This window comes from Prevotella sp. PTAC, from assembly GCF_013166535.1.
Lineage (GTDB): Bacteria > Bacteroidota > Bacteroidia > Bacteroidales > Bacteroidaceae > Prevotella.
Genome location: NZ_JABKKK010000007.1, coordinates 152,332 through 177,937, shown reverse-complemented (window position 1 = coordinate 177,937; position 25,606 = coordinate 152,332). Strand labels below are relative to the sequence as shown.

The 25,606-nt window shown below is 39.6% G+C and carries 20 protein-coding genes; 11 read left to right on the top strand and 9 right to left on the bottom strand.

Annotation, left to right across the window (positions count from 1 at the left end):
- Window positions 1–5: 5 nt before the first annotated feature.
- The 5 genes from HPS53_RS07270 to HPS53_RS07250 form a co-directional block, all read right to left on the bottom strand.
- Window positions 6–1,259, bottom strand: coding sequence for an ATP-binding protein (locus HPS53_RS07270; RefSeq protein ID WP_158249529.1), 1,254 nt, complete (start codon window positions 1,257–1,259; stop codon window positions 6–8).
- A gap of 75 nt (window positions 1,260–1,334) precedes the next feature.
- Complete coding sequence (locus tag HPS53_RS07265) at window positions 1,335–2,516, bottom strand: glycosyltransferase family 2 protein (protein WP_172205376.1); 1,182 nt, start codon at window positions 2,514–2,516, stop codon at window positions 1,335–1,337.
- Window positions 2,517–2,616: 100 nt separating this feature from the next.
- Entirely contained in the window at window positions 2,617–4,191 is a 1,575-nt protein-coding gene (locus tag HPS53_RS07260) for an Rne/Rng family ribonuclease (protein ID WP_104368315.1), read from the bottom strand.
- Between the two features lie 252 nt (window positions 4,192–4,443).
- Window positions 4,444–4,719 carry an HU family DNA-binding protein gene (locus tag HPS53_RS07255; protein WP_104368314.1) on the bottom strand — a complete coding sequence of 92 codons (276 nt, stop codon included), beginning with the start codon at window positions 4,717–4,719 and terminating at the stop codon, window positions 4,444–4,446.
- A gap of 311 nt (window positions 4,720–5,030) precedes the next feature.
- Entirely contained in the window at window positions 5,031–6,716 is a 1,686-nt protein-coding gene (locus HPS53_RS07250) for a glycoside hydrolase family 10 protein (protein WP_172205373.1), read from the bottom strand.
- 96 nt (window positions 6,717–6,812) lie between these two features.
- Between HPS53_RS07250 and HPS53_RS07245 the strand changes: the two genes are divergently transcribed.
- The 5 genes from HPS53_RS07245 (at window position 6,813) to HPS53_RS07225 (ending at window position 13,000) form a co-directional block, all read left to right on the top strand.
- Complete coding sequence (locus tag HPS53_RS07245) at window positions 6,813–8,276, top strand: carbon starvation protein A (RefSeq protein ID WP_104368312.1); 1,464 nt, start codon at window positions 6,813–6,815, stop codon at window positions 8,274–8,276.
- An 11-nt stretch (window positions 8,277–8,287) separates the two neighbouring features.
- Complete coding sequence (locus HPS53_RS07240; RefSeq protein ID WP_172205370.1) at window positions 8,288–8,770, top strand: outer membrane beta-barrel protein; 483 nt, start codon at window positions 8,288–8,290, stop codon at window positions 8,768–8,770.
- A 26-nt stretch (window positions 8,771–8,796) separates the two neighbouring features.
- Window positions 8,797–9,645: a carboxylating nicotinate-nucleotide diphosphorylase gene (gene nadC / locus HPS53_RS07235; protein WP_104368310.1), complete on the top strand. Its 849-nt coding sequence runs from the start codon at window positions 8,797–8,799 to the stop codon at window positions 9,643–9,645.
- Window positions 9,639–11,294 (top strand): M23 family metallopeptidase, encoded by a 1,656-nt coding sequence (locus HPS53_RS07230; protein WP_253942842.1) that lies wholly within the window; start codon window positions 9,639–9,641, stop codon window positions 11,292–11,294. Before nadC ends, HPS53_RS07230 begins: the two co-directional genes overlap by 7 nt.
- Before the next feature lie 62 nt (window positions 11,295–11,356).
- A complete protein-coding gene (locus HPS53_RS07225; RefSeq protein WP_371741805.1) occupies window positions 11,357–13,000 on the top strand; it encodes a dipeptidase in 1,644 nt (547 codons plus the stop codon).
- Window positions 13,001–13,159: 159 nt separating this feature from the next.
- On the opposite strand, the gene HPS53_RS07220 is transcribed toward HPS53_RS07225, so the two are convergent.
- The gene (locus tag HPS53_RS07220) at window positions 13,160–13,702 is read right to left on the bottom strand and encodes an FHA domain-containing protein (protein ID WP_104368308.1); all 543 of its coding nucleotides are present in this window, start codon (window positions 13,700–13,702) and stop codon (window positions 13,160–13,162) included.
- The gene (locus tag HPS53_RS07215) at window positions 13,699–14,724 is read right to left on the bottom strand and encodes an SPOR domain-containing protein (protein WP_172205364.1); all 1,026 of its coding nucleotides are present in this window, start codon (window positions 14,722–14,724) and stop codon (window positions 13,699–13,701) included. The genes HPS53_RS07220 and HPS53_RS07215 overlap by 4 nt, the downstream gene beginning before the upstream one ends.
- Window positions 14,725–14,859: 135 nt before the next feature.
- Between HPS53_RS07215 and rfbC the strand changes: the two genes are divergently transcribed.
- The 3 genes from rfbC to HPS53_RS07200 all read left to right on the top strand — a co-directional run bounded on the left by rfbC (window position 14,860) and on the right by HPS53_RS07200 (window position 17,566).
- Entirely contained in the window at window positions 14,860–15,408 is a 549-nt protein-coding gene (gene rfbC, locus HPS53_RS07210) for a dTDP-4-dehydrorhamnose 3,5-epimerase (RefSeq protein ID WP_104368306.1), read from the top strand.
- A 17-nt stretch (window positions 15,409–15,425) separates the two neighbouring features.
- Complete coding sequence (locus HPS53_RS07205; protein WP_104368305.1) at window positions 15,426–16,742, top strand: UDP-glucose/GDP-mannose dehydrogenase family protein; 1,317 nt, start codon at window positions 15,426–15,428, stop codon at window positions 16,740–16,742.
- Window positions 16,743–17,065: 323 nt separating this feature from the next.
- Window positions 17,066–17,566 carry a DUF4738 domain-containing protein gene (locus HPS53_RS07200; RefSeq protein ID WP_216651899.1) on the top strand — a complete coding sequence of 167 codons (501 nt, stop codon included), beginning with the start codon at window positions 17,066–17,068 and terminating at the stop codon, window positions 17,564–17,566.
- Here the strand turns inward: HPS53_RS07200 and nudC are convergent.
- Together nudC and HPS53_RS07190 are read right to left on the bottom strand one after the other, a co-directional pair.
- Entirely contained in the window at window positions 17,563–18,345 is a 783-nt protein-coding gene (nudC, locus tag HPS53_RS07195) for an NAD(+) diphosphatase (RefSeq protein WP_104368303.1), read from the bottom strand. The two genes, HPS53_RS07200 and nudC, sit on opposite strands and share 4 nt — an antisense overlap.
- 8 nt (window positions 18,346–18,353) lie before the next feature.
- Window positions 18,354–20,087, bottom strand: coding sequence for a bifunctional UDP-sugar hydrolase/5'-nucleotidase (locus HPS53_RS07190; protein WP_253942841.1), 1,734 nt, complete (start codon window positions 20,085–20,087; stop codon window positions 18,354–18,356).
- A gap of 896 nt (window positions 20,088–20,983) precedes the next feature.
- Here HPS53_RS07190 and ileS point away from each other — a divergent pair.
- The 3 genes from ileS to HPS53_RS07175 are packed head-to-tail and all read left to right on the top strand — an operon-like array spanning window position 20,984 to window position 25,588.
- Window positions 20,984–24,550 (top strand): isoleucine--tRNA ligase, encoded by a 3,567-nt coding sequence (gene ileS / locus HPS53_RS07185; RefSeq protein ID WP_172205358.1) that lies wholly within the window; start codon window positions 20,984–20,986, stop codon window positions 24,548–24,550.
- 34 nt (window positions 24,551–24,584) lie between these two features.
- Window positions 24,585–24,965, top strand: coding sequence for a molecular chaperone DnaK (locus tag HPS53_RS07180; protein ID WP_104369943.1), 381 nt, complete (start codon window positions 24,585–24,587; stop codon window positions 24,963–24,965).
- The gene (locus HPS53_RS07175; protein ID WP_233210249.1) at window positions 24,962–25,588 is read left to right on the top strand and encodes a lipoprotein signal peptidase; all 627 of its coding nucleotides are present in this window, start codon (window positions 24,962–24,964) and stop codon (window positions 25,586–25,588) included. Before HPS53_RS07180 ends, HPS53_RS07175 begins: the two co-directional genes overlap by 4 nt.
- Window positions 25,589–25,606 lie beyond the last annotated feature (18 nt).

Here is a 25,606-nt window from a genome sequence, read left to right as displayed (position 1 = left end):
ATTGGTTATTCGTTTAAGTATTTAATTATCGTTTTAATAAGATGCTCGATATGTATCGGTTTGGGGATAAATTCATTGCATCCGGCGCTCATTGCGTCTTTAATTTGTTCATCAAAGGCATATGCACTTAGTGCGATGACCGGAATATTCATGTTTATCTCTTTTATGATCCGTGTGGCATCCAGGCCGTTCATTTCCGGCATTCGTATATCCATGAGTATCAAGTCGGGTGTTTCTTCCTCGTTTAGAGTGACAGCTTCGATACCGTTCCTTGCCCGTATAAGCCTGTAGCGCTTGGATAAAATCTTTTTCAAGAGCTCATAATTGCAATCCTCATCTTCGGCAATAAGGATTAGTTTCATTTTATTTGTTCCTCCGTTAGCATCCATTCGCAATGTTCTTGTAACGGAAGTTGTGGTTGACATTTTCTTTATATTGCGGAAAAAGCCGTCAAAGGGTAGGGTGAAGTAGAACGTTGAGCCTTTTCCAATATGTGATTCAGCATATATTTGTCCGCCCATTTTCTCAATTATGATCTTACTTAGCGGGAGTCCTAGTCCGAAGCTGTTATAGTGTGTTTCAGCATCTTTTGATACGTATGCTTGAAATATATGGTCTATGTCTTTCGACGATATACCGTCTCCCGTATCTTTTACATAGAATCGGATTTTATTGCGGTTGTCAACCGGTCTGTAACCGAATGTTATAGCTCCTTGTTTTGTATGTTTTATTGCGTTGTTTATAAGGTTTGAAAAAACCTGTGTAAGTCTGTTTGCATCGGTATTGAGCATGATAGATTCAGTGGGAGTGTCTATCATGAGTTTAACACACTCTGTTATTTTGAATTTAAAAATATGTTTTATGCTCTTGCATAATTCATCTAAATCCGTATGGGATTTTTTTATTGTAATTTCTCCGGCCTCAACTCGTGAAAGATCAAGTATCTCGTTTATTAGAAAACCTAGTCTGCTGTTATTGCTTTCTATTATTTCAAGAAATTGCATGCGCTCTTCCATGGATTCCGTTTCAGCTATGATCCTGGAAAAACCTTCTATGGCATTTAATGGAGTACGAATTTCATGGCTCATATTTGCAAGGAACAATGATTTCATTTTGCTGGCATTCTCAGCTTTAAGAATACTGTCTTTGCATTTTTTCAGTTCGTATTCGGCCTTTTCTTTTTCTGCCAATGCTTTTTGGAGTCTGTCTTCCAATATCGCAAGCTTTTGCAGAAAAAAATCCGGTTCATATTTCTCCATATCTTTATTCATCGTTTAGTAGAGACAAAGATACGACAAAAAATAGAATTAATGATGGTCATATATAATATATTTTTACCCTCTTCTCACTTTTTCCCATACTCCGGTGTTTTTGTGTGTGAACAGATACCGAATGCCATGGAATACATTGATATTCATGAACATAAAGTAATACGGAACATATAGTATTCTGTTTCTACGTCCTTGTGTATCTGACAGATATCCTCCGAAAGCTGCCGCATAAAACATTATCTGTAAGACCCAGATAATAGTGTATATAGTTCCGGCTTTTGAGAAGACCAATATCGTGTTAAGGGGTATCAATGAGAACAAGGCTATGGGCGTGATGCTCCATCTCAGGACTCTGTGGGAAATAAATTGGAATGCTACTATCGGATATTTAATGGGATTCATCAAGTTTTTCAGACGCCAGATGCTTTGTAAGCCGCCTGCCGCAATTCTTCTTTTTCTTTTAGACTCTTCTTCAATGTTTGCCGAACCATATTCAAACGCATAGGCGTATGGGGTGTATGCAATGCGGTATCCCTTTACTGTCATGCCCATGGAAAGGATAAAATCGTCAAGCAACGTATCCTCAGGTATCGGGTCAAATAATTCTTTTCTTATGGCGCATAACTCACCGGCGGCTCCCATTGCCGAGTATAATTCGTAATCCCATCGTTTCAAAGTGCTTTCATATTTCCAGTATAGGCCTTCTCCCTTTGCGGCGGTATGTTCGTTATTTCTTGCCATTACACGTTTCTCTCCTGCCACGCATCCTACTGACGGGTCATTGAATAGGCGTACAATTTCTTTTATCGCTCCGGGATTTATCATTGTGTTGGCATCGGTCATGATTATAATGCCTGTCTGTATCTTTGGTATGGCTCTGTTCATTGCGGCTGTTTTGCCGCGCCGTTCTGGATGGAATGTAATTTGAATGCTTGGATATGCTTTCAGGTATTCATTGGTTGAGTCTGTACTTCCATCTGTGGCCCACATGATATGCAGTTTGTCTTTTGGGTAATCCAATGCGCCAATGTTTTCCATTTTCATTTTTACGATATTCTGCTCGTTATATGCGCATATAAGCATTGTCACTTCCGGAAGGTCGGTTTCTGATTGTAGAATTTGCTTTTGTTTTTGGATTATTATTCTCTTTATTCTTATGATGACATAAAGTATAATCCCATATCCTATGTATGTATAGAAAGTCAGGAACAGAAAAATCCAGAAAGTGGTTTTTATGGTATTCATTTCGGTATTTTTTGTGTTACAGTGCAAAATAAATAAAAATATCTGTGAAATACAAAAAAACACGGAAATAACTAATTGTATTCCCGTGTTTTTATATTTACTACTGTATCTCTATTTCTTCTTTCATATCGATGAATTCTTTGTTTTTGTCATAGAATTCATATTGAAGGAAAGCCATCTTCTGTGATGGAACAACATTTATTCCCAGGCCATATTTAATTTGCCATTTTCTTTTCATGGAAACTAATCCTTGATTTATGTAGGCGGCTACATACGGATGTACATGAAGATACAGTTTCTTGATACCTATCTTATTGACTAAACGGTCAATTTTACTCTCCAATTGATCTGTAAACAGTATGCTTGATTTTATTTTGCCGCGTCCGAAACATGTCGGGCATGTCTCTTCCACGTTAACATCCATTGCCGGACGCACTCTTTGGCGGGTGATTTGCATCAGTCCGAACTTGCTTAGCGGCAGTATATTATGCCTTGCTCTGTCTTTTTGCATGTTTTTACACATGCGCTCATAGAGCATTTGTCTGTCTTCTGCAAGGTTCATGTCAATGAAATCGACAACAATTATACCTCCCATATCGCGTAAGCGTAGTTGGCGTGCCAGTTCATCGGCGGCACCGAGGTTTACTTCAAGCGCATTTGCCTCTTGTCCGTTTTCAGCTCTTGTCCTGTTGCCGCTGTTGACATCCACTACGTGTAAGGCTTCTGTATGTTCAATGATGAGATAAGCGCCACGCTTGTAATTTACGGTTCTTCCAAAAGCGGATTTAATTTGCTTTGTGACATTGAAATTGTCGAAAATGGGCACTTGCCCATTATATTGTTTTACAATGTCTACTTTGTCAGGGGCTATTAACCCGACATAATCTCTTATTTGGCTGAAAATCTCCGTGTCATTGACATAAATGCCATCATAAGTGGGATTGAATAAATCTCGCAATAGAGCGACGGCTCTCCCTGTTTCTTCAAATACAACTTGCGGGCGTACGGTGGTTTTCTGCACTTTTGTTATGGCATCTTCCCAACGTTTAAGCAAAATCTTTAATTCTGTATCCAGTTCCGCAACTCGTTTACCCTCGGCAGAGGTACGCACAATAACTCCAAAGTTCTTGGGTTTTATGCTTTGGATGAGTTGCTTGAGTCTTGCTCGTTCTTCGCCTTTTTTAATTTTTGAGGAAACAGAGACTTTATCATTAAATGGTATCAAGACAATATATCGTCCGGCAAAACTAAGTTCGCATGTTAGACGCGGTCCCTTTGTGGATATTGGTTCTTTGACAATCTGTACCATCACTTCCTGTCCTACTTTTAGGGCCGTTTGTACGCTTCCGTCCTTTTTAAGGTCAGGCAGTCTTGATGCCTTTGATATCGGATAAAGTCTTTTTCTGTCGCTTTGTACTTGTTTGAGATACTTTTCGTATGAGTTAAATTGAGAACCTAAATCAAGGTAATGCAAGAAAGCATCTCGCTCAAATCCCACGTCTACGAAACATGCGTTTAGCCCGGGCATCAGTTTTCTTACTTTTGCCACATAGATGTTGCCTACGGAGAAAGATGCGGAACGTGTCTCGTTCTGATATTCCACCAGGCTTTTGTCTTCAAGTAAAGCGATGGAGATCTCTTTGGGCTGTACATCAATAATTACTTCGCTTGTCATTTCTTCTTGTTTCTTGTAATTCTCGTCTGTTTCTTAAATAGAAAGGGTGTGCCAAAGTTCTGATGAACTTTATTGACACACTCCTCTCATTTCTTTTTTGAATAGACTTGCAATCAAGCTCTGCTTATTTGCTCTTGTGTCTGTTCTTTCTCAATCTCTTTTTACGCTTGTGAGTTGCCATCTTGTGGCCCTTTTTCTTTTTTCCGCTTGGCATAGCTTAAGATTTTAATTTGATTATTATTAAATGTTTGATTATTTCATTTTTTCAATGAAACTCTTTGCCGGCTTAAATCCGGGGTAATCATGAGCCTCAATGACTATGGTCGTATTCTTTGAAATGTTACGGGCTGTCTTTTGTGCACGGTGCTTAACAATAAAACTGCCAAAGCCTCTAAGGAATACATCTTCTTTTTTTTCTGTCAAGCTTTGTCGTATTTCTTCCATAAAGGCTTCAATTGTAGTTGCAACGTCTTTTTTAGCCAATCCGGTATCTGCTACAATCTTGTTTATGATATCTGCTTTAGTCATTTTAATTGTTTGTGAATATCTGAATTATTTATAATATTTTATCCCTTTTTCGTTAATTGGAGTGCAAATATACTGATTTTCAGCGGTAAAAGGAAATAAATTTGGATTTTTTTTATAAAAAGCTATCTTATTCTTTCGATATACATTAATATAATCAGTCTGCGGAACAATAAGTATGGCTTGAGATTTGTCATCTATGTAACACCATGATTAAGCCTTTTTGTATTTTAATCGGGGTTTTCGCATTACATTTATCCGCTCTTCGCATTTTATTTAGTATCGTCTTTATTTATGATTCTTAATTTATAAGATTAATGCCGTTTTATTATGAATGTTCCAAGTCTGTGAGTTATGCCTTTTTGACCTAACGACCTTAGAACGTACATTCCTTCCGAAAGATTTGAAATATCGGCGGTTTTATCGATATACGGTCTTGTTGCAACAATTCCTCCTTGAAGTGTTTCAATTATCAGATAATCAGCCGATAGAATGTTTGTTTTTTGTGGTACACTTAGTGTCTTGCCATCGTTTTTTAGTAAATAACTTCTGTTTTCTTTTGTTGTTTTTGGGGGAATGCTTATAGGCTGGCTTTCATTACCGTACCTGTCCATGGCTGTTACAGCATAATATCGTGGCCTTTTGTTTCTTTCGTGAGCTATGAATATTTCTTGTTTCAAGTATCGTGTAGCAATGATGTTTCTTGCATCATCGATGTCTACGGGATATGAAGGAGATGAATATATGTTATAAGATAGGTAAGTACCGTCTGACATGTCTTTGGCACCGCTCCAACAGATGAGATATCCTGTTTTTGTATTGGTAATGGTCATGGACGATGGTGCGGACGGTTTAACATTCCATTGCCATGTCATCGGTGGTATCAACGCTGGATTTTTATCGATTTCATCGGAAGTAAGATCATATATTCCTTTGATATTTTCCGTGAAGAAACGTGAGCGGAAGAATGCATGCCCCATTCCGTTTGCTCTTAATACATTCATCTTTCTTTTAAACAACTCAACATCCCAATCTTTTTCTTTATCAGACATGAAATAAATGCCTAATCCTGCGCAGATTATGCGCCCATTACTGTTCTCTTTCCAGTCAAGGGCAAACGGATAAAACTGGTTGCCTTTAAAGTATATCATCGGGAATAATTCGTCCATAAATCCGTCTTGTAACCAGCCTTGTGCATCTTGGCATACTGTGGTATAAGCATTCCAGCCGTGACTTCTATATCTTGTCAAATCATCAAATTTTCCTATTGGTGAGCAGCTTATTTTAACCCATGGTTTTCTTCCTTTCACCCTGTTATGTATCATTTTCACGATACCGGTTATATATTCTCTGCCTTGTCTGCGATTGATTTTCCTGTTCCATGTTTCAGGATATCTGATGTAATCCAGGTGTATCCCGTCTATGTCATAGTTTTCTGTAATCTCACCGCATATATCTGCTATGTATGAACCGGCTTGTGGGTGTTCGGGGTTTATGTATCCTTCATCACCTATTCTTTTTATCATGTTCGGATATTTATATCTCAATTTTGTGCACCCGGTGTTGTTCCATCTTCCTATGGGGATGGTGACAACCCATGCGTGTAGCTCCATTCCCCGTTTGTGGCATTCGTCTATGGCGAATGCCAATGGGTCATATCCAGGTGAAAGCCCGGGAATACCTGACATAGAACCGTCCCATGGTTCGTATGCCGATGGATAAATGACGGTTCCTCGTATACGTGTTTGCAGCAGAACGGTATTTATGTTTGCTTTTTTCAATTTGTCAAGAATGTCGCATAACTCCTTCTTTTGTATTTTCACTGAGTTTTCCGACCGTGCATAAGAGTGCGGCCAGTCAAGCCCTCCTATTGTTGTGAGCCATACTGCCCGCACCTCGTGTTTGGGTGACGGGATATGTGCATTGGCCGATAATTGAGATATAGAAAAAAAGAGTGATATTATAGCTATGTATTTATATATACGTTTTAAAACTTTCATGTTTAAAGTATTTTGGCGCAAAGTTATCATTATTTTTTTATATCTCAAATTAAATACTTACTTTTGCATGAAGATTTTAAAATAAAAACCGATAATATGATTTCTTTTATATTGAGCCTTGCGGCTTTGGTAATCGGGTACTTTTTTTATGGCCGTTTCGTAGAAAGGGTCTTTGGTCCGGACGACAGGATTACACCTGCGGTGGCAAAGGCTGACGGGGTAGATTATATTGTTCTTCCTAATTGGAAGATATTCATGATTCAGTTTCTCAATATAGCAGGTACAGGACCTATTTTCGGAGCTATAATGGGGGCTAAATTCGGGCCGTCTTGTTATCTTTGGATAGTGTTAGGATGTATTTTTGCCGGCGCCACGCATGATTATCTCAGTGGAATGTTGTCTATGCGTAACGGGGGAAGCGGTCTTCCTGTTTTGGTAGGCAAGTATCTCGGACAGGCAGCAAAGAAAATAATGCTTGTATTCACGGTATTGTTGTTGATAATGGTTGGAACGGTTTTTGTGTACAGTCCGGCAGTGATACTTGAGTCAATCGGAGGTTCTTCCATGATGTGGGTATTTGTAATATTTATTTATTATGTGGTAGCGACAATGTTGCCTATAGATAAGGTGATAGGCAAGATCTATCCGTTGTTTGCCATATCCCTGCTTTTCATGGCGTTGGCATTGATGGTAATTCTTCTCATCGAGATGCCACGTTTACCGGAATTTTGGGATGGTCTTGATAATATGGCTGTAAAAACCGATATATCGTGGACAGACAATATATTCCCTTGTCTGTTTATAACAGTGGCCTGTGGCGCAATTAGTGGTTTTCACGCTACACAAAGTCCCTTGATGGCTCGCTGTGTGAAGAGTGAGAAGATGGGGCGTCCGATCTTTTACGGTTCTATGATAACAGAGGGAATTGTAGCGTTGATATGGGCTACCGTGTCGATGTATTTCTTTTATGGAGAGCCGACCCCTGGCTATCATGTATTGGAGGCAGCGAGAGAAACGGGGTTCCATACATCGGCTCCAGCCGTGGTGAATATCATTTGTAATGATTGGTTGGGTGTTGTTGGTGGAGTGTTGGCTCTGCTTGGTGTTGTTGCCGCTCCGATTACGAGTGGTGACACGGCTTTCAGATCTGCTCGTTTGATTATTGCGGAAAATATCAGTATCGGACAAAAAAACATATTGCAACGTTTTTATATTTCTGTTCCGTTGTTTGTTGTTTCTATTATGTTTTTGTTGTGGCAGATTGGCAATCCGGACGGATTTAATATAATATGGCAATATTTCGGATGGGCCAATCAGGCATTGTCTGTATTTACTTTATGGACACTTACAGTATATCTTGTAAGGGAGAATAAGTGTTATATAATAGCATTGATACCGGCATTATTTATGACCACTGTATGTGCTACTTTCCTTTTCGCTTCAAGGCAAGCGTTTCATATGGATGCTCAGGTAGCTTATGCTTTGGGCACACTCGTTTTTGTGATAGCGACGGTGTGGTTTAGGATGTGGTACGGGAAATATAAAAAATCACAAAATTAAATAATAGAACAATGAAAAAGAAATTAGTTTTTATGCTTGTCGGATTGGTTGTGACAATGGCTGCCAATGCGCAATTTGAGCAAGGTAAGAAGTATATAGGCTCTTCTTTGTCTGGGCTAAACCTGAGTTATAACGGAACAGAAAAAAGTTCTTTGGGCTTACAAGCCAAAGCCGGTTATCTTTTCAGTGAAGATTTCATGATAACGGGACAGATCGGCTATGATAAGAAAAAAGACGTGCCGGCTGCTTATACTCTTGGCGCAGGCGCACGTTATTATATAGTTCAGAACGGATTGTATTTAGGAGCCTCTGTAAATTATATGCATTCAAACAATAATTATGATGATTTTATGCCGAGTTTGCAGGTGGGTTATGCTTTTTTCATCAGCCATACCGTAACAATTGAACCGGAAATATATTATAATCAGTCTTTCAAGAGTCACAGTGATTATAGTACTGTAGGTTTCCGAGTAGGATTTGGTATTTATTTATAATATAATATAATATAATAGAGATAGCTATGTTAAGTGTAAACGAATTGACAGACAGACTGATAGATCTTTCTTTTGCGGAAGATATAGGTGATGGGGATCATACAACGCTATGTTGCATACCGGATGAAGCTATGGGAAAATCGCATCTTCTGATAAAGGAGGACGGTATATTGGCAGGAGTGGAAGTAGCCCAAAAGGTCTTTGCACGTTTTGATTCGTCAATGAATGTGGAAGTGCTTATAAATGATGGTGTTAAGGTGAGTAAAGGTGACGTGGCGATGGTTGTCACGGGAAAAGTACGTTCTTTGTTGCAAACAGAAAGGCTCATGTTGAATATAATGCAACGTATGAGCGGTATTGCAACCATGACTAATAAATATGTGGAGCGTATCGCAGGAACGAAAACGCGAATATTGGACACAAGAAAAACAACACCCGGAATGCGAATGCTTGAAAAGCAGGCTGTAAAGATAGGTGGAGGGTGCAATCATCGTATCGGACTTTTCGATATGATATTGCTGAAAGACAATCATATAGACTTTGCAGGAGGTATATCCAATGCAATAAACAGATGTCATGATTATCTCAAAACCAATGGACTTGACTTGAAAATAGAAATAGAGGTTCGTGATTTTGATGAGTTGCGTCAGGTGCTTGACTGTGGTGGAGTGAATAGAATAATGCTTGATAATTTCTCTGTGGATGATACCAGGAAAGCTGTAGAGCTTGTGAATGGTGTATACGAAGTTGAGTCGAGCGGTGGAATAACATTCGACACTATTCGTGATTATGCAGAGTGTGGGGTCGATTTTATTTCTGTTGGCGCTTTGACACACTCGGTAAAAGGACTTGATATGAGTTTTAAGGCATGTTGAGTTTTATTGCCGGATTGTTTTTGGCAATATCAATCAATTACACCCCGCCGGTAGACTATGAAATGTCTTTGGCGGGGAATTTTGGTGAGCCTCGCCCCAATCATTTCCATAACGGTATTGATGTGAAAACAGGTGGGGTAGAGGGTAAACCTATCTATTCTATCGGTGAAGGATATGTGAGCAGAATTACAGTCGGAATGTTTGGCTTCGGTAATGCTGTCTATGTGGCTCATCCGGATGGAAAGACCAGCGTGTATTGTCATTTGAAATCTTTTTCACCACGCATAAAATCGCTATTGAGGAAATGGCAGTATGAAAATCAATCATATATTGCAGACGTAAGATTGTCTCCATTGGATTGTCCATTGTCTGAAGGACAATTTATCGCTGTTAGTGGAAATACGGGTGCTAGTCAAGCTCCACACTTGCATCTTGAATTGCGAGACACAAAAACTGGTAGATTATTAGATCCTCTTAGTGTGTTAAGTTCATATATTAAAGATGAGACCCCACCAATGGCTCACGGATTTCTGGTGTATCCGATGAAGGATTTGGGATTGTTTAATAAAAATCGTACCTGTCAGGCATTTCGATTTATCTCACATAACATGGAGGAGCATTTCATAGGTTGGGGTAAAATTGGATTTGGTTTATGGGCAAATGATTATTCAGAGGCCACGTATAATAGATATGGAGTGTATGAAACAATACTATTGGTTGATGGAAAGGAAGTTTTTCATGCATGTGTTACGGACTTCCCCTCGCAAAGCACAAGGATGGTGAATGTTTGGGGAGATTACGGTCATTATTATCAAAGCGGAGTATGGTATATGAAATCATTTACGACACCAAGCAACAGGCTTGACATGTTGAAAGCGGATGATAGTTTGGGGATAGTAGACATAAATGAAGAGCGTGATTATCATTTGGAATATATTTTACGGGATATATTTGGAAATACGTCAAATTACAAATTTGTGGTGAGTGGAATTGCACAAAATATTTCGAAAGAGGATGACGATGGGGATTTTACGTTAATGCTGAAGTGGGATAAAACAAATTGTTATTCATTGCCGGGCATGCAGCTTGTAATTCCTTACGGTACTTTGGCGGACGATATTCATTTGAGACCAGAGGTAAGGCAAAAGGAAGGCAAGAGTTCTCCAATGTATTCTTTTAGTAATACTTCATATCCGTTATTACAATGGGCTGAACTGAGTATTGCTGTTAAAGGAAAGGTAAAGGATCCGAGCAAACTTTTTATCGTCGGGCATGATGATAAATATCGGTATTATGGAGGCGAGTATAGAAACGGTTGGGTGACAGGACAAATAAGGGATCTAGGACTTTTATATGAGTTGGATTATGACGATGAAGCTCCGGAAATAACTCCGGTAAGACAGGAACAATGGAGCAAATTGGCTGTTGTAGAATTGGAAGTAGATGATAACAAAAGCGGGATCAAGACTTATAAGGGATATGTCGATGGTCGGTTTGTACTTTTCGAGAAAGTTGAAAAGTGCTCAATGGTAGTCTGTGATTTAAGTGATACACCAATAGAGAAGACTGGAAATGTTCATCACTTGAAATTCTTCGCAACAGATCATCGTGAAAATACAAGGGTGTTTAATACTAAAATTGTGTATTAAGCCTAATTTACGAATATTTGTAGAAAGAATAAATGAAATAGAAAAAGAGTTTAATATAAATAATGATGAGAAAGAAAGCGTTAATAGTATTTGCGCTTATGGTGTATGGAAGTGCCATGGCGTGTACCAATCTTATCGTTGGTAAGAAAGCAAGTGCGGATGGCTCCGTGATGTGTACGTATAGTGCTGATGATTATGGAATGTATCAGACATTATGTCATTATCCGGCTGCCAAGCATGAGAAAGGAGCAATGCGTAAAATTTTTGACTGGGATACTAACAAGTATCACGGAGAAATACCAGAAGCGCCTGAGACTTACAATGTTATTGGAAATATAAATGAATATCAGGTTACGATAGGAGAGACAACATTCGGAGGGCGCGAAGAAATGGTGGATTCAACCGGTATTCTTGATTACGGTTCATTGATTTATATTGCATTACAACGTTCTCGTACTGCTCGTGAAGCTATTAGGACTATGACAACTTTGGCAGAGACATACGGATACAATAGCGAGGGGGAGACGTTTACTGTTTGTGACCCTAATGAAGCGTGGATAATGGAGATGATGGGATGCGGAGCCGGTAGTAAATCCGTAGTATGGGTAGCTTTGCGTATACCGGATGATGCAATCTGTGCGCATGCAAATCAAAGCAGAATACGTACATTTAACCAGAAAGACAAGCAGAATGTAATGTATTCAAAGAATGTTATAAAGTTTGCTCGCAGTAAGGGATGGTTTGATGGAAAGGATGCTGATTTCAGCTTCTGTGAGGCTTATGCTTATCCGGATTTTGGCGGACGTCGCTATTGTGAAGCTCGTGTTTGGAGTTTTTTCAATCATTATAGTACCGAAATGGCTCAGTATATACCATACGCCGAAGGTAAGGTTAAAGATGCGAAACCAATGCCTTTATGGATTACGCCTAATAAAAAGATAAGTGTTCATGATTTGGAAAACTGTATGCGTGACCATTATGAGGGGACACCGTTCGCTCTTGACAGTGATATAGGTGGCGGAATATGGCAGATGCCTTACCGCCCTACACCATTGGCGTTTGAAGTTGATGGCAAGACATATTTCAACGAACGTCCCACGTCGACCCAACAGTCTGGTTTCGTTTATGTAAGTCAGATGCGTTCATGGCTTCCTCGTGAGATAGGTGGAATATTGTGGTTTGGCAATGATGACGGGAATATGGTACCATTCACTCCTGTTTATTGTTGTGCAGTACGTGTTCCGGAATGTTATAATGCTCCTGGTGCTGATGCCTTAACATTTAAAATGAATAGTGCTTATTGGGTTTGCAATTGGGTTAGTAATATGGTATATCCCAGATATAGCCAGATGTTTCATAGTCTTGAAGCTGTTCGTGATTCTCTTGATGCATCTTATTTTGACTTGCAGATGGAGGTTGAGAAACAGGCAATGGAGTTATATGCTAAAGAGCCGGCACAGGCTGTGGAATATTTGACAAATTATACAGCTGAAAAAGCTGGTCAAATGCTTTCTCGTTGGCAGCAACTCGCTTTCTATCTTATTGTAAAATACAATGATATGATAGTTAAACCAGAGAAAGACGGTAAATTTACAAGAACAAAATATGGTCTTGGTTCAAAGGTTGAACGTCCCGGATATCCTGCAAACTATGCTCGTGAACTTATCAAGCAAACAGGTAAGAAATACTTATGTCCTGATGAGTAAATAAATTTATAAGGCCGATTAACAATTGATCAGGCTCAAATTCTGTATCAATAAATTTATTGATACAGAATTTGAGCCTGATTTTTAGATGCAAGGCAAATATGGGTTACTCATTATCACATATCAAACGACGATAATGAAAGTGTTTGAACAAAAAATCTAAATACTATCTGTATCTTTGGTTTGGGCTTCCCGTAGTATTATACTTGTAGCTCCAATCGTGAAAAGAGAGCCGTCGCTGATAACCCTACGTTCTTTATCGCCTAAAATTTCATTATCAACGAATGTTCCGGTATAGCTAGGACCGTCACGTAAAATATATCTCAATTTACCTTTTTTGTCGCGACAGACATTTATTATACAATGTGTTATATCTATACTTGGATCGTTGGTCTCGATAGGAGTATTTGTTTTGCTACCTTTCATATAGCGTCCTATGACATTATCTCCATATTGTAATGGGATGACTTGCTTATAATGGAAGACGTTTTCTATCACAACAATAGAACCAAAGCCGTTTTCATTTGCATTCTCATCGGGATTTTCTTCCTTTTGAGTTGCTCGCAATTTAGATACTCCAATTCTTATTCTAAACTGTTTTCCACATTCAGGACATTCAAACAACAGTGATTGGCCTGATTCGTATTTTGTTTCATCAAATGTGATATAGTTATCACATTTCGGGCATCTTACTCTTTTCATTTCTTTTTATATACCCAAGCTTGTTCAAAATATTCATTATTATGTGCAGAACGCAATGCGGAATACGCTTCGGACTCATTATTGTAATGGCCATATACGACCCTTACGATATTGTTGTTGATGTATATATGTGCGTCTTTATACCCGTTTTTATGTAATTCCTGAATATACATATTAGCATTTCTTTCTGTCGTTCTACTCGCCAAAACAATGCAGTATGCTCCAGTATCTTGATCTTTTGTGGATATATTGTGATTTGCATCCGGTTTAATGCCTGTGATAGTATCTTTTTGTGAAACAGCTGCCTTAATCTCTTTTGGAGTTATTTTGTGCATTTTTTCACTACCGGATGTCGGATTGATATTGGATATTATTCCATTATTGATATTTCCGGTGATATAGCTGTTGTTACTGTTTGAGATAGGAGTCGTGATGAATAAGAATGCAATGAGTGACGCGGCTACAGCAACAGCGTTTCTAATCCATGCGACCTTGATTCTTATTGTTTTATCGTCTGAAAGGTTGTCATCCTCAATTTCGGTATTCTCGGATATAATGACCTCCTTGTCAATATCGGCTATGGATGAAGTCATTTCATCTTTTGATATTTTTTTTATTTCAACAGAATCCAAACCGTATAAATCCGGCGATAGTATTCCGCATTCACATGGCTCGAAATTATACTTGTTTTCTTCGTTGATGTATAATATCCCAATATCGTTCAGCTCGTATTTACCGTCGTTCCGAAGATGTTGTTTCAACTCATGTACTTCTTCTTCTATCCTTCGTATTGCCTCCGGATAACTTATATCGTATGCCTCAATATATGACTGGGCAAGTAAAGAATCATTTAATTTAAGTTGTGGATTGAATCCTATTGTGCGCAATGGCGGCAGGTATAAATGTTCGTTGTCGTCATAACGCGCCTCTGAGTGATGTGCCATAAAGCCTCCTAATCCGGGGACTATTACACAGTCATTACCAAGTAAAAGAATCTCAATATGTCTTTCCAATTCAATCATGGCTGCAAAATTAAGTCTTTTCGCGGATATTTGCAAATAAAAGCAAGTTAATGTAGAATTAAATTGGCAAAACAATATCTAAACGGAATTTATTTATTACATTTGCACAACGGAAATATAAATCTTTATTATCTTATGGAATACAAAAAAACAAGTATAGAAGGTGTTTATATTATAGAGCCGAAAGTCTTTAATGACGCACGTGGATATTTTTTCGAGGCTTGGAAAAAAGCTGACTTTGAAAGCAATATAGGTCATGTCGATTTCATACAAGACAATGAGTCAAAATCAAGTTATGGTGTATTGCGCGGTCTGCATTATCAAAAAGGAGAATTTTCTCAGGCCAAATTGGTCCGTGTCATAAAAGGGAAAGTACTTGACGTTGCGGTCGACCTGCGTAAAAGCAGTCCTACTTTCGGGCAACATGTGATGGTTGAACTTAGTGAAGAGAACAAGCGACAGTTTTTTATACCGCGTGGTTTTGCTCATGGGTTTCTTGTAATGAGCGATGAAGCGGTGTTTACCTATAAGGTGGACAATGTTTATTCGCCACAGAGCGAGGCGAGTATATTGTATAATGATCCTGCGCTTGGAATTAAGTGGCCGATTGAGGAAAATAATGTTGTGATGAGCGACAAGGATCTCAAAGCGCAATTGCTTAAAGATGCGGTTTTGTTTGATTGAGTATTAATATCTGAAAAATGAATATAGCTATAATAGGTACCGGCTATGTTGGTCTTGTATCCGGAACGTGTTTTGCTGATACAGGGGCGAATGTCACATGTGTAGATGTCGATTTAAATAAAATCGAGCGTCTTAAAAGAGGCGAAATACCTATTTATGAGCCGGGGCTGGATGAGTTGGTTGTGAAAAACGTAAAGGCCGGGAGATTGAGGTTTACGACCGATTTAGCTTCTGTACTGAATGATCAGGAGATTGTTTTCTCGGCTGTTGGCACCCCACCGGATGAAGACGGTAGTGCAGATCTCAAATATGTGTTGGAGGTAGCGAGCACCATTGGCAAGAATTTGACTAAATATCTCGTGGTGGTAACCAAGAGTACGGTTCCTGTCGGAACTGCGGCCAAAGTGCGTGCGACAATCCAGGATGAGCTGGATAAGCGTGGGGTAGACGTGAAATTTGATGTGGCAAGTAACCCTGAGTTTTTAAAGGAAGGTAATGCCGTAAGTGATTTCATGTCTCCCGATCGTGTTGTTGTTGGAGTCGAGAGTGAACAGGCAAAGAAAGTCCTGACTAAATTATATAAACCATTCCTTATAAACAACTTCCGTGTCATATTTATGGATATTCCTTCGGCCGAAATGACTAAATATGCCGCAAACTCGATGTTGGCTACCCGCATCTCCTTTATGAACGATATTGCTAATTTGTGTGAGTTGGTCGGTGCGGATGTCAATATGGTAAGAGCGGGAATAGGGGCTGATACACGTATAGGCAGGAAGTTCTTGTATGCCGGATGCGGCTATGGCGGTTCTTGTTTTCCAAAAGATGTCAAGGCTTTGATAAAGACAGCTGACAAGAAAGGATATTCTATGGAAGTCCTTAAAGCCGTTGAACGAGTCAATGAAAAGCAGAAAGCAGTGTTGTTTGACAAATTGAAAAATGTATATAAGGAAGTCGGCTTACAAGGTAAGACGATTGCTTTGTGGGGTTTGTCTTTCAAGCCGGAAACGGATGACATGCGGGAAAGTACAGCTCTTGTCATGATAGAACATTTGCTTTCAGCCGGTTGCACAGTCCGGGTCTATGACCCGGTAGCCATGGATGAGTGCAAACGGCGCATCGGTGATAAGGTTACTTATTGTCGTGACAAATATGATGCGGTGCTTGATGCAGATGCTTTGCTTCTGCTTACTGAATGGAAAGAATTTCGTTTGCCTACATGGATGGTCATAAAGAAAGCCATGAAATATCCTCTGGTGATAGACGGGCGTAATATATTTGATAGCGAGGAGCTTAAAGAGAACGGTTTCGAGTATCATTGTATTGGCAAATGATATATACAGATAATACTTATAGAATGAACAAGTGGCTTTTTCTTTTATTCCTCATTGTTGTTTTTGTTTGCGGGTGTGGACAAAATGAAAAACAATCACAGGTTGGTTTTATAACGGAAGACAAAGAAGCCAAAGCAAATTTACAAGGAATTTGGGTCGACTTCGAAACCGAAGCCCCTGTTTTTAAGATAGAAAAGGATACTATCTTTTATCCTGATACCACAAGTCAGCCGACATTTTTCCGTGTCAGTGCGGATACATTATGTATCGGTCGTGACATAACCAAATATCCGATTTTGAAATTGACAAAGAACTTGTTTTTGTTGAAAAATCATAATGGTGATGTTCTGAAACTGGTGAAAAGCATGGAACCGGATAAAGAAAAAGCCTTTAAAATAGAAAAGCCTCAATTGCCAATCGTTACACACGATTTGAAGAAAGATACGGTTGTGGTGTATAACAGCGTACGCTATCATTGTTATATAGCCGTAAATCCTACAACGTATAAGGTGATAAAGTATTCCTACAATGACGATGGGGTGAAGGTGGAGAGCGTTTATTATGATAATATCATTCACATCAGTGTCTTTAATGGTACTAAAAAGTTATATTCTCGTGATTTCAACAAGCGAATGTATTCAAGGTTCGTTCCTGACGGTTTCCTCTCACAGGCAATATTGAGCAATATAGAGTTTGATTCGGTAGACTCGAAAGGATTTCACTTTAATACCATTATCTGTGTGCCTGATGGTGCCAGTTGTTATTTGCTTGATACAAGAATATCCTTTGATGGTAAAATGTCGATGGAGTTGATAGAGTATTAGTTTTTATTCTTTTGCTTTTTCAGCCAGTCGTCGATTAACATTCGGGCGATAGACAGTTTTTCCGGTATGGTGGGGAGGTTTGCCGCATCAAACCATGAACCAGACGTAAGTTCGGATTGTTGCAGGCTTATTTCTCCCTCTTGATAGTCTGCCGTGAAACCAATCATCAGTCCGCAAGGGTATGGCCAAGGTTGACTTCCGAAGTATTTGATATTTTTAATTTTTAGTCCGGTTTCTTCGAGAACCTCGCGCGATACGGCTTGTTCAAGTGTCTCACCCGTCTCAACAAAGCCTGCCACCAACCCATAGAAATTACCACGGAAATTCTTTGCGTGTACAAGCAATATATCGTTGCCTTTACTAATCAAAACGATGACAGCGGTGGCCAACTGGGGCCAGACTTCTTTCCCGCACTTACCGCATTTCTTGCTGATGTCTGTGCTTTTTTGCATAAGTCCGCCACATGCGCCGCAAAATTTAGAGTTGTGATCCCAATACAATAATTCTTTGCATTTTCCGGCTTTCAGGTATTGACTGTATGGCAGTTTGTAGTAACTCTCTCTCAGTCCGCATAGTTCAAGTCCAGAGTTGTCAGCAATGGGAATGTCTACGCTGTACGTCAATACTTCCTCTCCGTCAGCTGCTGTGACGGTCATAATGTCCGCTCTATTCGTAATTGTTGTTGGTGGAACTTCAGAGTATGGTATGTTGAAAGAACCGTCTTCATGCTTTTCCAGCAGGATATAGTCTTTGTGGAATACAAAGTAATGCTTCTTCATGATAGTACTTATTTCCCGAAAATAATTTGTCTGTCTCTTTTTATTGCCTGTATAGTCCATTTTTCAGGCACAAATTTCCAGTTTCTGTTAGCTGTCGGCGTTACAATGCCGGTATCCTCTATTTCTTTCATTATATAATATCTCTGGTCTTTTTCACTCTGATATACCGTTCTTCCTGCCAATGAGTCTTTGGGTATTCCGGCACCCTTTGTCAGTAGCTCTCCGCCTCCGCTTCCTCTGTAACTGTTCATCACGACCTTATACCATGCGTTTTTGTCGAATGGCTTTCCGTTGCTCATCCTAATAATGTTTATCCTATTTCCTTCGGGGCGTGTCACATCAACCTCATAGTCTATGCCGGCAGCACTGTCAAAGTTGAAAGTGAAGTTCTTGAATCCTCTTCGTTGCATGTCGTCTTGATTTGCATCATCAAGCAGCATTATATGGTCATCAGGAGTTTTCATCGTATTTGCCCATAACCCATAACTCATTTCAAGATATTTACGTATCTCCTCGCCGGTCATGTTCAGTACGTATACTTGGTTTTCAAACCGGCAGATTTTGAACATATCGCTTACAAACACAGGCCCCTCAGGTATCTGAATGTCAAAAGACAGTGGGGCACAGAACGATATATCGGCACCGGTCTGTTTTAACTGTATGTTGTGTACCAAATCCGTGAAGGGAGCATTGCCGAAGAAACAGTCTCTCATACTTATTGTTGAAGTTATATCTGCTATCTTGCGATTTACATAACTGTTTATTTTGCTGATACTTTCTTCAAATCTGTAAATGAAATCTTCGTCTATACCCTCGTTGCGTATATCTTGTATTTTGCCGGTTATTTTTTTGCTTATGATTTCGCTTCCGCACATCTCTATTTCCAATTCAGCGTCAGCCACCATCATGGCGTTGCACGACGGATCGAGACACAATACTTTTTCACCGTAATTGTTTGTTATAGTCTCGTTCTTTTCTGTATGGTCGTGTCCGAAAAATATGATGTCAAAACCGGGAATTGTTCTTGCTACTTCGCTTGTCTCGTCTTCCATATAGTCGGCCGTTTTTATTCCGCCATCCCATCCGCTGTGGAAGAGCCCCACTATTACATCGGGGTTTTCATTTTTTTTCAGGTAGTCAATCCAGAATGCGGCAGATTTCTTTATACTCTCAAATGTCATTCCGCTCCATAGGTCGGGACTTAGCCAATTAGGTATTGCGGGGGTAAGCATGCCCAATATGGCAATCTTTATGCCTTCCTTGTTTATTATAGTATATGGCTGTACATACGGCTTGCCGGTTTCGATGTTGATAATATTGGCTGCAATTACAGGGCATTTAGTCTCATTTATCCATTTGTCGTACACGTTATGTCCGGTTTCCACATCATGATTTCCGAATGCCTGAGCGTCATATTTCATGTAGTTTACCACCTCGGCGGCTATGTTCGGTTCTTTGTCGGCAATGTAATTTGAGTAATAACACACAGGCTGTCCTTGCAAAATATCTCCATTGTCAAGCAATATGACATTGTCTCCATAGCTCTTACGCAACTTATTCACATATGTGCTTACTCTTGCGAGACTGCCGATTTTGGGCTTTCTCTCAATGAAATCGTAAGGGAAAAAGCATCCGTGTACATCACTTGTCTCTATTATTCTGATATTTATTTTTTTGTTGCCAGCCATTGCGTGTGTAGCTAAAAAAAGTGTCATTATAGCGAATATCGTTCTTTTTATCATTTATATCTGGTATTGTTTTGCATGCAAAAGTACGAAAAATATTATATAAATAATTGGTGAGTGGCGCGTTTTTGAGTTTTATGATGTTGGTAAATGAGCTTCTATGAACATTCTCTTTAAGAAGTTGTTTCAATATTTCTTTGAACTGATTCGTATTATACAGCGTATGTATGATGATATTCTATGATTTGTATGTAAATATGTAAAAATAGTATCATAAAAAAGTACCTTTTATTTTTTGTGAAATAGAAAAATAATAGTCTGTTAAATGCCTCTTTGCTATCTGTTTTTATATGGTTATTTGAATAAATATTCTTTTTCGTTTGCATTAAGCCGCTTGTTAGGACGCATTGGGCATCTTATTGCAAGATGACGGGATGCTCGTTAGCTCGCAATGGGATACTAAATGCAACGTAACAAGTACCTCATTGCGGAATTGTATTACTGAAAACTCAAAATGTTTTTGCACAAAATAGATTTATTATGATTTATGTTGGTGATTTATTGGTTGTTACATTTGCACATGAAATACTTGAATTTTTTCGACCAGAAGTTTTTTATTTTTAAATACTCGAATTGTGGAAGCTGTTTTGTATGATATTTTCATTGTTTGCTTTCAATGGTTTTTATAGACTCTGTAACCATGTTATTTGTTATTTACAATATTATGATGTAAGTCATTCGCAACGTTTCTTTAATTCAAAAAATGCAGAATCTTATTTTTGGCATAAAAAATGAAAATGATAAATCAGAAATAGTCAAAGTGCATGTAAATCCGATATAACATGCCATACCTTTATCTTATTTATTAAAAATATTTATTTATTTTGTTCGCTTAAAAAAAAGCACTATCTTTGCGGCTTATATAACAATGTATAATAAATAACAATATAAGTATGGCTAAAAAATTCACCGAGTATAACGGATTGAATCTTACTCAGGTTAATAATGAAGTGTTGAAGGCATGGAACGATAATGATGTTTTTCATAAGTCTATAGACGAACGTGAAGGATGTCCGCAGTTCGTGTTTTTCGAAGGGCCTCCCTCTGCTAACGGACATCCTGGTATTCACCATGTCCTGGCACGTTCAATTAAAGATACTTTCAACAGATATAAGACCATGAAAGGTTATCAGGTACACCGCAAGGCCGGGTGGGATACTCATGGATTGCCGGTGGAACTTGGGGTAGAGAAAGAATTGGGTATAACAAAAGCCGATATAGACAACAAGGAGTCGGCCAAGTACATCTCGGTAGAAGATTATAATAAAAAGTGCCGTGAGAATGTAATGAAATTTACAGCCGAATGGCGTAAGCTGACAGAGGAAATGGGCTATTTCGTAGACCTGGACAATCCTTATATCACTTATGACAATAAATACATCGAGACACTGTGGTGGCTTTTGAAACAGCTTTACCAGAAGGGTTTGCTCTATAAAGGATATACTATCCAGCCTTATTCTCCCGCTGCCGGAACCGGACTCAGTTCGCACGAGTTGAACCAGCCAGGATGTTATCGTGACGTGAAAGATACCACGGTCACGGCTTTATTCAAGATAACAAAACCCAAGGCCGAATGGACAGGGTGGGGAACTCCATATTTCGCCGCATGGACCACCACACCATGGACTCTTCCATCAAATACAGCCCTATGTGTGGGCCCGAAGATCAACTATGTGGCAGTACAGACATACAATCCATATAATGATGAGCCTGTGACGATTGTAATGGCTGAGGCAAGAGTGTCGGCATATTTCAAGCCGGAAGGCAAAGATGTGCCGATGGAAGATTATAAGCATGGTGACAAAGTAATTCCATACAGAATAGTTGGGTCATATATTGGCTCGGAACTCGTAGGAATAGGCTACAATCAGTTGATGCCTTGGGTTAAGCCGTGTCAAAAGACAGGGGCGAATGCTCCCGCTTACGTGAATACTTATGCCGAGCAGCACCCAGAAAAGATTTTCACCTGTGAAAACGGCAAGGATATTTTCGTTGAAATGGGCGAAAAAGCGTTCCGTGTAATTCCGGGAGACTATGTGACGACAGAAGACGGTACGGGTATCGTACATATAGCCCCAACATTTGGAGCGGATGACGCCAAGGTGGCTAACGATGCTGAAATACCAGCGTTGTTCCTTATTAATAAGAAAGGCGAGACACGTCCGATGGTTGATCTTGAAGGAAAATACTATATTACGGAAGAACTTGACAACAATTTTGTAAGTGTATGTGTTGACGGAGTAGCATACGGACATCATGCCGGTGACTATGTTAAAAACGCATATAAGGCTGAATTTACAGTAAATGGGAAATACGATGAGAAAGCGGCGAATAAGGCGGAAGACCTCAATATTGTAATATGTATGGAGATGAAGCAGGCCGGAACGGCTTTCAGGATAGAGAAGCAAACGCACAACTATCCTCATTGCTGGCGTACGGACAAGCCTGTTCTTTATTATCCGCTCGACAGTTGGTTCATCCGTTCTACGGCAAAGAAAGAGCGTATGGCCGAGTTGAACAAGACCATAAACTGGCAACCGGAGTCTACGGGAACGGGACGTTTCGGCAACTGGCTGGAAAATCTTAACGACTGGAACCTTTCACGTTCAAGATTTTGGGGTACGCCACTTCCCATTTGGCGCGACGAGGATGGTGGAGAGAAGTGTATCGGCAGTTTGCGGGAATTGTCCGATGAAATAGATAAATCCGTAGCAGTCGGATTTATGAAGTCCAATCCTCTTAAAGAGAATGGTTTTATACCCGGAGATTACTCGGCCGGGAACTACGACAAGATAGACCTTCATCGTCCTTATGTAGATAACATTGTTTTGGTGAGCGAGAGCGGAAAGCCGATGAAGCGTGAGACCGACCTCATTGATGTTTGGTTTGACTCCGGTGCAATGCCATATGCGCAGATACATTATCCATTCGAGAATAAAGAACTGATAGACAAACGATTGGCGTTCCCCGCTGATTTTATTAATGAAGGCGTGGATCAGACTCGTGGTTGGTTCTTCACATTGCATGCGATAGCAACTATGGTGTTTGACAGTGTGGCGTTCAAGAATGTGATATCGACAGGTCTCGTGCTCGATGCCAAAGGCAATAAGATGAGCAAGCATGTCGGCAATGTTACAGATCCGTTTGAAATGATGGATAAGTATGGGGCAGATCCGGTACGTTTTTACATGATGACAAACTCTGAGCCTTGGGATAACTTGAAGTTTGATCCGGAGGGAGTAGATGAAGTACGTCGTAAATTCTTCGGCACATTATATAATACATATTCTTTCTTCAGCCTATATGCAAATGTTGACGGATTTGACTATTCCCAACCGGAAGTACCGGTAAACGAGCGTCCGGAGATTGACCGCTGGATTCTTTCGGTGCTTCATTCTCTGATAAAGGGTGTGGACCATGAATTGGGTGGTTATGACCCGACACGTGCAGGTCGACTGATAGAATCGTTTGTGAATGACGATTTGTCCAATTGGTATGTACGCTTGAACCGTAAACGCTTTTGGGGCAAGGAGATGAGTGCCGACAAATTGTCTGCTTATCAGACTTTGTACGTTTGTCTTGAAACTGTAGCCAAATTATTGGCTCCGTTCTCTCCTTTCTATGCTGATCGCTTGTATCTTGACTTGACCAAGGCGACAGGACGCGATAATGTTTGTTCTGTGCATTTGGCCGCGTTCCCAGAAGCTGACGATAATCTGATAGACGAAAGTCTTGAAGAGCGGATGGGTATTGCTCAAAAGATAACCTCTATGGTGCTTGCACTTCGCCGCAAGGTTAATATAAAGGTGCGTCAACCGTTACAGATGATAATGGTACCTGCAATAGACGACCGACAAAAAGCTTGCGTTGATGCCGTTAAAGAACTGATAATGAATGAGGTAAATGTAAAAGAATTGAAATTTGCCGAAGGCTCTGGCATTCTGGTTAAGAAAGTGAAGTGCAACTTCAGGACAATGGGCAAGAAGTTCGGAAAGTTGATGAAGGGCGTGGCTGCATGTATGGACGCTCTCACTCAGGAAGAGATCGGCATATTGGAGAATAATGGGCTTATCGGTGTGATTGTGGAAGGACAGGATGTGACAGTGGAACTCTCCGATGTGGAAATAATCAGCGAGGATATTCCTGGATGGTTGGTAAGCAATGAGGGAAATCTTACGGTTGCTCTTGAAGTAAAACTGACAGATGAGTTGCTCAATGAAGGCGTTGCCCGCGAATTGATAAACCGTATACAGAATGTACGTAAGGAATCTGGTTTGGAAATCACTGACCGTATCAGGATTTCTGTTTCACCTCGTGATGGTATCTGTCAGGCTGTCAATGAGTACTGCGAATACATAAAGACACAGGTTTTGGCCGATTCCATCGATGTGGTTGATAATGACGGACAGGAGTTTGAGTTTGACACGATAAAGGTGAATATAAAGATAGAGAAAGTTTAAACAGAAATAGTATTAATCTAAAAACCTTTTTATTATGACAGAAAAAACACATTATAGTGATGAGGAACTTGAAGAGTTCCGCAATATCATAAATGAGAAATTGGCATTGGCCAAGCGTGATTATGAGCAGATGATGAAAGTGCTTATGAATCAGGATGGTAATGATGTTGATGATACGTCGCCGACATATAAGATCCTTGAAGAGGGAAGTGCTGCTCAAAGCAAAGAGGAGATCATCCAGCTTGCAAGTCGACAACAGAAGTTTATAGCCGGATTAGAGGCGGCATTGATGCGTATAAAGAATAAGACTTATGGTATAGATAGAATAACCGGTAAGTTAATTCCGAAAGAGCGCCTACGTGCGGTGCCTCATGCGACATTAAGCGTGGAGTCGAAACAGAACAGAAAGAAATGAGTATAAAAGACGTATTTACAAGAGGAAGAATGGCTATGCTTATCGTTATAGCCATTCTTTTGATAGATCAGATAATAAAGATTTGGGTAAAGACCAACATGACTCTTCATGAGGTGATTTCAGTTACTTCATGGTTTAAGATTTGTTTTATAGAGAATAACGGCATGGCATATGGCATGGAAATCGGAAGTAAATTACTATTATCCTTATTTCGTATTGTCGCTATAAGTGTTGGTGTTTATTATTTATATCTTCAAACGATAAGAAGAGCTAAGTTCGGTTATATAGCTTGTTTGGCATTGGTCATCGCCGGTGCCGTCGGTAATGTGATTGATTGTATGTTTTATGGTCTGATATTTAATGCGTCGTCTGAGTACTATACATCTTTTGTCGTTCCTTTCGGTACAGGTTACGCGCCTTTTCTAATGGGAAAGGTCGTTGATATGTTTTACTTCCCGTTGATTGTCACCACATGGCCCGAGTGGATTCCGGTATATGGAGGAAGTGAGTTTATATTTTTCAGCCCGATATTTAATTTCGCAGATGCAAGTATAAGTGTCGGAGTTGTGTTGTTGCTTCTTTTCTATCGCAAAGAATTGAGTGAAATAACATTAAGAAAATAAATATATTTAGTTTGTTGG